Here is an 11,130-nt window from a genome sequence, read left to right as displayed (position 1 = left end):
CTGGCTGGTCAGGTTGGACGCCATCGAGTTCACGTTGTCGGTCAGGTCCCGCCACGTACCGCTGACGCCCTTGACCTGGGCCTGACCGCCCAGGTTGCCTTCGGTGCCGACCTCGCGGGCCACCCGCGTCACCTCGTCGGCGAACGACGACAGCTGGTCGACCATCGTGTTGACCGTGTTCTTCAGCTCCAGGATCTCGCCCTGGGCGTCCACTGTGATCTTCTGACTCAGGTCGCCCTTGGCCACTGCAGTGGAGACCTGGGAGATGTTGCGGACCTGGCTGGTCAGGTTGCCGGCCAACTGGTTGACGTTCTCGGTGAGGTCCCGCCAGGTGCCGGAAACGCCGCGCACCTGCGCCTGGCCGCCCAGCTTGCCCTCGATGCCCACCTCACGGGCCACCCGGGTCACCTCGTCGGCGAACGACGACAACTGGTCCACCATCGTGTTGACGGTGTCCTTCAGCTCCAGGATCTCGCCCTGCGCCGCCACGGTGATCTTCTGCGAGAGGTCACCGCGCGCCACCGCGGTCGACACCTGGGCGATGTTGCGGACCTGGGCCGTCAGGTTCGACGCCATCGAGTTGACGCTGTCGGTCAGGTCCTTCCAGGTGCCGGCCACGTTCGGCACCTCGGCCTGGCCGCCGAGCTTGCCCTCGGTGCCCACCTCGCGGGCCACCCGGGTCACCTGCTCGGCGAAGAGCCGCAGCGTGTCGGTGAGGTAGTTCATCGTGGCGGCCAACTCGGCGACCTCACCGCGCGCGCCGACCGTGATCTTCTGCGACAGGTCGCCCTTGGCCACCGCCGTCGCCACCTGCGAGATCGACCGCACCTGGCCGGTCAGGTTCGACGCCATGGTGTTTACCGAGTCGGTGAGGTCCTTCCAGGTGCCGGCGACGCCCCGGACGTCGGCCTGGCCGCCCAGCTTGCCCTCGGTGCCCACCTCGCGGGCCACCCGGGTCACCTCGTTGGAGAACGACGACAGCTGGTCGACCATCGTGTTCACGGTGCGCCCGATGCGCAGGTACTCACCGCGCAGCGGCCGACCGTCGATCTCCAACGCCATGTGCTGGGACAGGTCGCCGTCCGCGACAGCCACGATGACCCGGGCGATCTCGGTGGTGGGCCGGCCCAGGTCGTCGATGAGCGAGTTGATCGCCCGCTGCCCCTCCGCCCAGGAACCGTCCAGCCCCTCGTCGTCGAGCCGTTCGGTGAGCCGGCCGTCCCGGCCGACGATCCGGCTGATCCGCCGCAGGTCCAGGTACTGCCGCTCCTGGAGCGAGACCACCTCGTTGAAGGCGTCCGCCACCTCACCGGCAGCGCCGGCGCGGCGGGGAAGCCGGACCTTCAGGTCGCCGCGACCGATCCGTCGCAGCGCCTCGGTCAACTCACCGAGGAGCGCCTCGTGGTCGGGCGCGGACGGGTCCGCGACCGACTGCTTCGCCGTGGTCATCATTCCTCGCTCAACTCGGGGGCGCCGTGCCCGTACGGACACACCGGCACCCCATATTGTGCCCGCGCGTGCCGTAGTGCCAGGGTGCGCGACCCGCCGGTCGACCCTGGTGGCCTCCGCGATCCCCCCGGCGACACCCAACCCGGCACAGACCTCGCCGAGTGGCGCTGATCACTTGTGCATCGCGCCTGCGGCTACCCTCGGGCCGGCGACCCGCTGCGGGCTGCGGGCTGCGGGCTGCGGGCTGCGGGCTGCGGGCTGCGGGCTGCGGCGATGATCCTGCATCGGCTTGGCACCCGGCGGGGGAACGGTGGAGGATACGGGGATGTCAGCCGAGGCGGGGGCCGCGACGGCCGGGGCTGGAAGCGGAGCCGTCCGGCGTGTCCGCCTGCCCGCCGACCGCCGTACGCCCGCCGCAGCCCGCGCGGTCGTCCGCTCCGTCCTCGCCGAGGCGCATCTGGACGACCTGGTCAACGAGGCGCTGCTGCTCACCACAGAGCTGACCACCAACGCTGTCGAGCACGCCGGCACCGAACTGGACATCGAGGTCGTCGCGGACGACGTCGGCCTCTCCGTGACCGTTTCCGACTTCGCGGCCAGTCCGGGCAACGACGAACTGACCGTCGGCACCCGCAACGACGCCACCGAGATCAACGAGGTCTCCGAGCGAGGTCGCGGCCTGTTGCTCGTGGACCACTTCGCCAGCCGCTGGGGCACCACGTACCTGCCGACCGGCAAGGGCGTCTGGTTCCGGCTGGACCGACCCGGGGCCGAGGCGACCGCCGGGACCGGCTCCGGCGGCACGTCGACGGCGGGCAACCCCGGGGCCGTCGACGGTTCCGCTCCGAGCGCCGGCGCGATGAGCGAACTCATGCAGACCGCCCCCGACGTGTACGCGGACGACCCGCTGCCCGACTTCGCCGCCAGCCTGCTCAACCGGGTCGCCGAGATGGTCGGCGCGGCCGGCGGTGCGATCCGCCTGGACCGGGGCGACGGTCAGGGCCGACAGTTGTTGGCCCGTTTCGGCCGGCAGCCCCGCCCGGACAGCGAGCTGCTCCGGGTGCCGCTGACTGTGCACCGCCCGTACGCCGGGGAACTGGAGCTGGACGCGGCACCGTCGGCGTACGCCCGGCCGCTGGCGGTGCTCACCGCCGAGCGCCTGTCGCTGCACCTGGAGAACGACCGGCTGCGCCGGGCGGACGTACGCCGGCAGGCGTGGCTGACGTTCCTGGCCGAGGCGAGCGAGCTGCTGGCCCAGTCGCTGGACGTCGAGCTGACCATGGCGCTGATCCCGCAGTTGGTGGTGCCCCGCCTCGGCCAGTGGTGCGCGGTGCACACCGCCGACGAGTGGGGCCGGCTGCGCCTGGCGGCCGCCAGCCACGCCGACGAGTCGATGCTGCCGCAACTGCACAAGGTGCTGGCGGAGACCGGCCCGGACTCGGTCCAGGCCCGGCTGCGGGAGGCGTCCCGCAGCGCTGCGCAGATCCCGCTCGGCGGCCCGATGGAGGGTTTCGCTGTTCCGCTGATCGCCCGCGGCCAGCGGCTCGGCACGCTGGCGGTGGGCCGGCACCAGCGGCACCGGCACGACCCGGACGAGGTGGCGGTGCTGGAGGACGTGGCCCGGCGGGCCGCGCTGGCGATCGAGAACGCCCGCATCCACGCCGAGCGCCGACGGGTCGCGCAGACGCTCCAGCAGTCTCTGCTGCCGCCCGTGCTGCCGGTGGTGGACGGCATCGGCTTCGCCGCCGAGTACGTGCCGACGGGCGACGACGCCGAGGTGGGTGGCGACTTCTACGACGTGGTGCCGCTGCCCGACGGGCGCTGGCTCGTGGTGATCGGCGACGTCTCGGGCAAGGGCGTCCAGGCCGCCGCGGTCACCGGGCTGGTCCGTGACGTGATCCGGGTGCTGGTCGGCGACGGCAAACCGCTGCCGGAGGCGCTGGCCCGGCTCAACGAGACACTTGTCGAGCGCGGTGGCGGCCGCTACTGCACGCTGGCACTGGCGGCGGTCGGGCCGGGCGACGGTGGCCACCTGGACGTGTCGCTGCACCTGGCGGGGCACGACAGGCCGGTGCTGCTGGCCGGTGGGGGCGGCGCCCGGTTCGTCGGCACCGGGGGCACCGCGCTGGGCCTGCTCGACACGATCACCTCGCCGACGGCGGAGATCACGCTCGCGCCGGGTGACTCGCTGATCTTCTACACCGATGGGGTCACCGAGCGGCGGCGCGGCCGGGAGCTGTTCGGCACCGACCGGTTGCGGGACGCGGCAGCGCCGCTGGCCGGCTACTCGGCGGACGTGGTCGCCGCCCGCCTGCGGGCCGCCGCGATCAACTTCTCGGTCGAGCCGCCCCGGGATGACATCGCCGTGCTGGTGCTCCGCAACGACGCGGTCTGACCCACGCGGACCCCGGATATCGGAGCGGCTCGGTAAATTGACGGTCATGTCGAGTGTTGCGCACGCCACGTCGTTCTCCCGGCCGGCGGCCCGGGCCCTGATCGTCGCGCAACTCGCCACGATCGGCGCGTTCCTCGCCGTGTTGCTGCTCTACCTGGGTCGGATGGTGACCGCCGGGGTCGGCCCGGCCGAGATGGTGACCGGCGCGTACGACCCGAAGGACGTGGTCCCGTTCGGAATGGACGGGGTGAACCCGTTCTTCTGGCTCTACGCCGTGGTCGCGGTGCTCTACCTGTCGGGTGCGGTGCTCGGGCCGCTGTTGGCGATCGTCGCGGTGGCACTTGTCGCCCGGGAGCGCGAAGCTCTGCCGCGGGTGAGCCGAGTGCTGCTGCTGACCGGAGCGGTGGGCAGCCTGGTGGTGCTCGCAGCCCGTTTTACCCCACCGCTGCTGACCATGCACCAGTGGTGGCTGGATTGATCGGGGCGGCCGGGGCTCACAGGCCGCCGGGGAGGCGGCCGGGCGCGAGCCGGTGCTCCGGGTCGAGGTGCTCCTTCGCGGCCCGCAACTGAGCCAGGCCGGCGATGTCACCCCAGAGGTCGACGGCCCGACGGACCGGTGCGGGGGCGGAGACCACGACGCAGTGGCCCTGCCGGGCCAGCAGCACGCCACGGACGGCGGCCAGGATGGACGCCACCCGGTCGGGCGCCACCGCGCCGGGCAGGGCCGCGTGCACCACGCCCAGGCCGGCCGAGCCCCGCACCGGCACGGGAGCGCCTGCCGCGTCCCGCAGGGCGTAGACGGCCGCGTGCAGGTCGCTGATCGGCACCTCCAGGCGTAGTGCGGTGTCGCCGGGGGCGAACGGGTAGCGCCGCCACCACGGCGGGGCGGAGTGGGCGACGGTCGCCTCGCCGTGCAGCAGACCGACCAGCCGCTCGGCGCGCTCGGTGACCTCGGCCGGGCCGCCCTCCAGCAGCACGACCAGGCTGCCCGCCCGGGACGGGGCGCTGGACCGGCCGGACATCGACGGGTGACGCTCGCGGGCGGTGGCGGCCGGGTGGCCGGGCGGGTAGGCGGTGCGCGGTCGGGGCGGCCCACCGGGCAGGTCCAGCTCGATGGCCGCCGGCTCCAGTCGGGCGGCGAGGATCGCCCGGACCAGGTCGTGGACCTCCAGCGGCGTCCACACCGGACGGGACACCCAGAGCCGGCTGGCCGGCACCTGCTGCACCCGCAGGCTCGCCGAGACCAGCACGCCGAGGGCACCCTGCGAGCCGCAGAGCAGCCGGGCCAGGTCGAGCCCGGGTGCCCCACCGCCGGCGCTTACCAACTCACCGTCGGCGGCGAGGTAGCGCACGCCGAGGAGTTGGTCGCAGGGGCTGCCGTGACGGTGGCGGAGCGGCCCGGACTCCCCTGCGGCGAGCACCCCGCCCAGCGTCGCACCCGGCGACGGGGCGTCCATCGCGAGCCGCTGCCCGGTGCGCTCCAGAGTGGCCTGCACCGCCCGCAGCGGGGTGCCCGCGCCCACCTCGGCCACCTGCGCACCGACCGGTTCGTGGCCGATGCCCGCCAGCCGGCCGGTGTCGAGCATGATGTCGACCTGCGTCGGCGTGGCACCCCAGTCGATCTTCGTGCCGGCGCCCCGAGGCACCACCGCCAGGTCGTGCGCGGCTGCCAGCCGCAGCACCTCGGCCGCGGCGTGCGGGCCGCCGGGCACCGCCACCCAGCGGGCCGGACGCCCGGCCACCTCGTCGGCCGGGCCGGCGAGTCGGGCGAACGGCGGACCGCAGATCGCCGTCAGTCGCCTGGTGATCTCGAGGGCTCCGGACCGGCCGAGGGAACTCGCTGCTGCCGCCATGCCGGCTATCGTACATGTGTTCGAAAGTCGTGGTGACGGCCTTCGGGATGCCGCGGGTCCGGCGCACGGGGTGAGCCGGCCGGTAACGTGACCGCGTGACCACCGAGACTGCCCCGCCCGCGGCGAAGCGGGTGCCCACCGAGCGCACCCACCACGGCGACACAGTCGTCGACGAGTACGCCTGGCTCGCCGCCAAGGACGACCCGGAGACGATCGCCTACCTCACCGCCGAGAACGCGTACACCGAGGAGCGCACCGCGCACCTGGCCGCCCTGCGCGCGGACCTGTTCGAGGAGACCCGTCAGCGCACCCGGGAGACGGACCTGTCCGTGCCCAACCGCAAGGGCGGGCACTGGTACTACACCCGGACGATCGAGGGCCAGCAGTACGGGGTGCACTGCCGGCGCGCGGTCCGCGACGGCGAGACCGACCCGCCGGTCAGCGCGGACGGCGCTCCGCTCGACGGCGAGGAGGTGCTGCTCGACGGCAACCTGCTGGCCGAGGGGCACGATTTCTTCTCGCTCGGCGCGTTCGACGTCAGCCCGGACGGGCGCTGGCTGGCGTACTCGACCGACTTCTCCGGCGACGAGCGGTTCACCCTGCGCGTGAAGGACCTGAGCACCGGCGAGCTGCTGCCGGACGAGGTGCCCGACACGTTCTACGGCACCGCCTGGTCGGCCGACGCGTCGGTGCTGTTCTACGTGACAGTCGACGACGCCTGGCGGCCGAACCGGGTCTGGCGGCACACCATCGGCGCCGCCGCCAGCGACGACGTGGTGGTCCACGAGGAGGACGACGAGCGGTTCTGGGTGGGCGTCGAGCTGACCCGGTCGGAGAAGTTCATCCTGGTCGACATCCACAGCAAGGTCACCAGCGAGGTGCTGGTGATCCCGGCCGGCAACCCCACCGGGGCACCGGCCGTGATCGCACCCCGCCGGCAGGGCGTCGAGTACGCAGTGGAGCACCACGGCCACCGCTTCCTGATCCTGCACAACGACGGCGCGGAGGACTTCGCGCTGGCGTTCACCTCGGCCGACGCACCGGGCGACTGGGTGCCGCTTATCGAGCACACCCCGGGCACCCGCCTGGAGGCGGTCGACGCGTTCGCGAACCACCTGGTGGTGTCGCTGCGCACCGAGGGGCTCACCGGCCTGCGGGTGCTGCCGGTCGGCAGCGACGACTCGTACGACATCGACTTCCCCGAGCCGCTGTACAGCGTCGGGTTGGACGCCAACCCGGAGTACCGCACCGGGCAGATCCGGCTGCGGTACTCGTCGCTTGTCACCCCCGACTCGGTGTACGACTACGACCTGGTCACCCGGCAGATGGTGCTGCGCAAGCAGAAGCCGGTGCTGCCCGGCCCGGACGGGCGGCCGTACGACCCGGCGGAGTACGAGCAGCACCGCGACTGGGCGCTCGCCGACGACGGCACGCGGGTGCCGATCTCGCTTGTCTGCCGCGTCGGCACACCCCGGGACGGCTCGGCGCCCTGCGAGCTGTACGGCTACGGCTCGTACGAGGCCAGCATGGACCCCTGGTTCTCGGTGGCCCGCCTGTCCCTGCTGGACCGGGGTGTGGTCTTCGCGGTGGCGCACACGCGCGGCGGTGGTGAACTGGGCCGGCGCTGGTACGACCAGGGCAAGATGCTGGCCAAGAAGAACACGTTCACCGACTTCGTCGCCTGCGCCCGGCACCTCGTCAAGTCCGGTTGGACGGCAAGCGACCGCTTGGTGGCCCGGGGCGCCTCGGCCGGTGGGCTGCTGATGGGCGCGGTCGCCAACCTCGCACCGGACGCGTTCACGGGGATCGTGGCGCAGGTGCCGTTCGTGGACGCGCTCACCTCGATCCTCGACCCGTCGCTGCCGCTCACCGTCACCGAGTGGGAGGAGTGGGGCAACCCCCTCGACGACCCCGAGGTCTACGCGTACATGAAGTCGTACACGCCGTACGAGAACGTCGCGGCTGTGGACTACCCGGCGATCCTCGCGGTGACAAGCCTCAACGACACGCGGGTGCTCTACTCCGAGCCGGCGAAGTGGATCGCCCGGCTGCGGGCGACCGCCCCGCAGGGCGACTACCTGCTCAAGACCGAGATGGGGGCCGGGCACGGTGGCCCGAGCGGGCGCTACGACGCGTGGCGCGAGGAGGCGTTCATAAACGCCTGGATCCTGGACCGGCTCGGTCGCGCCTGACTCACGACCCCGCCGCCCGTCGGCATGATCGCGCTCGATCCTGGAAGTGTTCCAGGACCGGGCGCGATCATGACCAGTCAGGCGCGGTCCGGGCCAGGCCGGGGAGGTCGCGGCTTAGACTTCCGGCGTGACCGGGGCACCTGAGGATGACGGCGGGCCGGCCGACGAGGCCCGCCGGCCGAGCATGGCGGTGCTCGCCCGGGACCGTCGTGTCTGGCTGATCCTCGCGGTGGTCGCCGGCCTCCTGGTGTGTTGCTGCTCGGCAGTCGTCGGCGCGCTTATCGCGCTCTCCGCCGGCCTGCTCGGCGCCTGACGGGGCCTGCCGCTCCGGCTCAGGCCGTCCGCAGCTCGTCGACCGCCGTGCTCACCCGCAGGAAGAGCAGGCCGACGCCGACCGTCACCAGCACCGCCGCCAGGGCGCCGGCGCCGAGCCAGGCCAGCTGCTCCAGGGGTACGGGGATCGCCCGCTCCGCCTCGGCGGTCTGCACGATCCGGGTGTACTGGTCGCGGGTCGCCGGATCGTCGCAGAGCGCCGCCGTGGCGTCGCACACCACCGTCGACGACCCGCCCGTGCTGACGCTGGGAAAGAGTCCTCGGCCGAGCAGCGCCCCCACGGTGAGCGCCAGCAGGATCGCCGGCACCGCCGGGGCCAGCGCCTGCCAGGCGACCGATGCGCTCAGCGTGGCCCGGGGGACGCCGGTGGCGACAAGCGCGGCGTAGGCGCGTCGGCGGGCGACGATCCCCTCGACCAGCGCGACGATCAGCCCGCCCGCCGCGATCAGCACCGCCACGGCCACCGCGGCGTCGACCAGATCCATCGTCGACAAATAGAAGGGGTTGACGTCCGCGTCCACCCCGGCGAGGCGGCTCTGTTCCCGTTCCACCTGGTCCTGCGTGGCGAAGTAGGCGCGCTGCACCGCCGCGCCGGCACCGAAGATCACGGCGGCCAGCAGCGCGGCGAACGTCCGGCTGCCCGCCCACGGGTCGGCCATCAGCCGGCCCGCCGCGAGCAGCGCCGACGCGCCGCGGGCGTGCCTGTGCAGCAACCGGCCACAGGTGTGCGAGATCCAGCCGGTGCCGATGACCACGCCGATCATCGCGGCGAGCCCACCCACCAGGAACAGCAGCGGCACCAGCCAGCCCAGCACCACGTCGTTCCCCTCGACCCAGTAGAGCACCGGGCGTACGGCGACGAAGGAGGCCAGGCCCAGGCCGATCAACAGCCCGGCCCAGGGGCGCGGACCCCGCTCGCGGACGGTCTTGCGGCTGACCCCGAGCGGGCTGGTCGTGACCGTACGCAGCATCAGGGCGGTGGCCGCCGCCGCCAGCACCGGCAGACCCAGCACCACCGCGACCAGCGCGCCAGTCGACGGCAGCACGTCGGTGGGCAGGGCAAGGCGACCCCGCTCGTCCGGCCGGTGCAGCAGCTCCCGACCGACCAGGTAGACGCCCAGCCCGGCGAGGGTGCCGAGGAGGCTCGCCAGGCCGGTCTCCAGCACCGCCAGGCGGGTGACCTGACCGGGGGTGGCGCCGGCCAGCCGGAGGGCGGCGAGTCGTCGGTCCCGGGCTGGCGCGCCGAGCCTGGCGCACTGGCCGGCCAACGCCAGCACCGGGATGGCAAGCATCAGCAGCGCGAACGCCGTCCCCCCGCGCAACCCCGGCTCACGCAGCAACTCGTTGCGGTACTGCTCGGACTCCGCCCAGGCGTCACCCGCCGGTTTCGGGATGGCCAGCACGGTGAGCGCCGCCATCCCGGCCAACGACGCCAGCAGGGCACTGAGCGCGGTCAGCACCACCCGTGCCGTGTCGGTACGGTTGCCGGCCAGCGCGAGCCGCACCAGCGTCGCCGGCCTCACCGGGAGCCGCCCGCCAACGGCACGTCGAGCCCCAGGCCGGTGTGGTCCACCAGGCCGTCGCGCAGCACGATCTCCCGGTCGGCGTACGCGGCGATCCGGGGCTCGTGGGTGACAAGCACGACAGCGGTACGTTGCTCGCGGGCCAGGCGTACCAGTTGGGTGAGCACCTGCTCGCCGGTGAGCGTGTCCAGCGCGCCGGTCGGTTCGTCGGCGAAGAGCACCCACGGCTCGGTGACCAGCGCCCGAGCGGTGGCGCACCGCTGCTGCTGACCGCCGGACATCTCACCCGGCCGGAGGTCGGCCAGGTCGGCCACCCCAAACCGTTCCAGCCAGGTGAGCGCCGCCGTCCGTGCCTCTCGCCGCCCCGTGCCGGCGAGGAGCAGGGGCAGGGCCACGTTCTCGGCCGCGGTCAGCTCGGCGACCAGCTGGCCGAACTGGAACAGCACGCCGAACTCGGTGCGCCGCAGCCGGGACCGGGCCGCCTCCGACCAGGTGTCGATCCGGTGGCCGCGCCAGGTGACCTCGCCCGCGTCGGGCCGGAGGATCCCGGCCAGGCAGTGCAGCAGGGTCGACTTGCCGCAGCCACTCGGACCGGTGACCGCGACGATCTCGCCCTCGGCCACGTCGAGCGTCACACCGCGCAGGGCGGGCGTCGGGCCGTACGCCCGAACCACGCCGCGAGCCTGGAGTTGCGTCACGGATGCACCTCCCGGTGCCAGTCGGCGACGCGGCCCAGGGTGGTGTGCAGCCACCGCAGGTCGGCGTCGAGGTGGGCGATCGCGAAGTCGGCCGCGATCACGTCGCTGAGGGTTGCGGCCGGGTCGGCCTTGACCGCCGTCAACTCCCGCAGCCGTGCGGTGTGCGCGGCGCGCTGGGCGACCAGATACGACCGGGCGCGCTCGACGTCGGCCACCAGCAGCGCCACCACGACCTTGGCGAAGAGCGTGCTGGCCACGTACGGCATCGGCGGTTCCACCGTGGACAACCACCGGTCCAGTGTGGCGCGACCCTCACCGGTCAGCGCGTACGTCGTGCGGTCCGGCCCGGAGGCCCGGTCCTGGCCGGCGGTGGCCACCAGGCCGTCCCGTTCCAGGCGGCCGAGGGTGGCGTAGACCTGCCCGAACGCCAAGGGCCGAGCCCGCGGCAACCGCTGGTCATGTGCGCGCTTGAGCTCATACCCGTGCCGGCTGCCCCCAGCGAGCAACCCGAGCAGCACATGCGGCGTGGACACCCGACCCACTATTCACCGAGCGAATACCGCAAGTCAACACCCCACCCCCCGCCCGCCCGACCCCGGGGCCTCCGTTGATCATGAAGTTATTGCCACTCGCGCCGGCGTGTCGCGGCAATAACTTCATGATCGACAGGACGGGGACGGGGGGACC

General features: G+C 73.2%; 9 protein-coding genes. 4 read left to right on the top strand and 5 right to left on the bottom strand.

What is annotated here, in order from left to right; translation table 11 throughout:
• On the bottom strand, positions 1–1,449 hold a 1,449-nt coding region (locus ACLQ26_RS14580), incomplete at its 3' end, for a HAMP domain-containing protein (RefSeq protein ID WP_425744912.1).
• Between the two features lie 325 nt (positions 1,450–1,774).
• Between ACLQ26_RS14580 and ACLQ26_RS14575 the strand changes: the two genes are divergently transcribed.
• Together ACLQ26_RS14575 and ACLQ26_RS14570 are read left to right on the top strand one after the other, a co-directional pair.
• On the top strand, positions 1,775–3,844 hold the full coding sequence (locus ACLQ26_RS14575) for a SpoIIE family protein phosphatase (RefSeq protein ID WP_425744911.1): 2,070 nt from the start codon (positions 1,775–1,777) through the stop codon (positions 3,842–3,844).
• 46 nt (positions 3,845–3,890) lie between these two features.
• Entirely contained in the window at positions 3,891–4,322 is a 432-nt protein-coding gene (locus tag ACLQ26_RS14570; protein ID WP_425744910.1) for a hypothetical protein, read from the top strand.
• 16 nt (positions 4,323–4,338) lie between these two features.
• Here ACLQ26_RS14570 and ACLQ26_RS14565 read toward each other — a convergent pair whose 3' ends face one another.
• Positions 4,339–5,697, bottom strand: coding sequence for an FAD-binding oxidoreductase (locus ACLQ26_RS14565; protein ID WP_425744909.1), 1,359 nt, complete (start codon positions 5,695–5,697; stop codon positions 4,339–4,341).
• Positions 5,698–5,792: 95 nt separating this feature from the next.
• On the opposite strand from ACLQ26_RS14565, the gene ACLQ26_RS14560 reads away from it, so the two are divergent.
• Positions 5,793–7,889: a S9 family peptidase gene (locus ACLQ26_RS14560; protein WP_425744908.1), complete on the top strand. Its 2,097-nt coding sequence runs from the start codon at positions 5,793–5,795 to the stop codon at positions 7,887–7,889.
• A 127-nt stretch (positions 7,890–8,016) separates the two neighbouring features.
• Complete coding sequence (locus ACLQ26_RS14555; RefSeq protein ID WP_425744907.1) at positions 8,017–8,202, top strand: hypothetical protein; 186 nt, start codon at positions 8,017–8,019, stop codon at positions 8,200–8,202.
• 19 nt (positions 8,203–8,221) lie between these two features.
• On the opposite strand, the gene ACLQ26_RS14550 is transcribed toward ACLQ26_RS14555, so the two are convergent.
• Genes ACLQ26_RS14550 through ACLQ26_RS14540 form a run of 3 tightly spaced genes read right to left on the bottom strand, consistent with a single transcriptional unit; the run spans position 8,222 to position 10,976 of the window.
• Positions 8,222–9,745, bottom strand: a complete 1,524-nt coding sequence (locus tag ACLQ26_RS14550) for an FtsX-like permease family protein (protein WP_425744906.1) — start codon at positions 9,743–9,745, stop codon at positions 8,222–8,224.
• Complete coding sequence (locus tag ACLQ26_RS14545; RefSeq protein WP_358096848.1) at positions 9,742–10,443, bottom strand: ABC transporter ATP-binding protein; 702 nt, start codon at positions 10,441–10,443, stop codon at positions 9,742–9,744. Before ACLQ26_RS14545 ends, ACLQ26_RS14550 begins: the two co-directional genes overlap by 4 nt.
• Positions 10,440–10,976, bottom strand: a complete 537-nt coding sequence (locus tag ACLQ26_RS14540; RefSeq protein ID WP_425744905.1) for a PadR family transcriptional regulator — start codon at positions 10,974–10,976, stop codon at positions 10,440–10,442. The genes ACLQ26_RS14545 and ACLQ26_RS14540 overlap by 4 nt, the downstream gene beginning before the upstream one ends.
• Positions 10,977–11,130 lie beyond the last annotated feature (154 nt).

This window comes from Micromonospora sp. DT43, from assembly GCF_049841645.1.
Classification (GTDB): Bacteria; Actinomycetota; Actinomycetes; order Mycobacteriales; family Micromonosporaceae; genus Micromonospora.
Note: the sequence above shows the minus strand (reverse complement) of the source record. Positions and strands in the feature narration are given on the sequence as shown.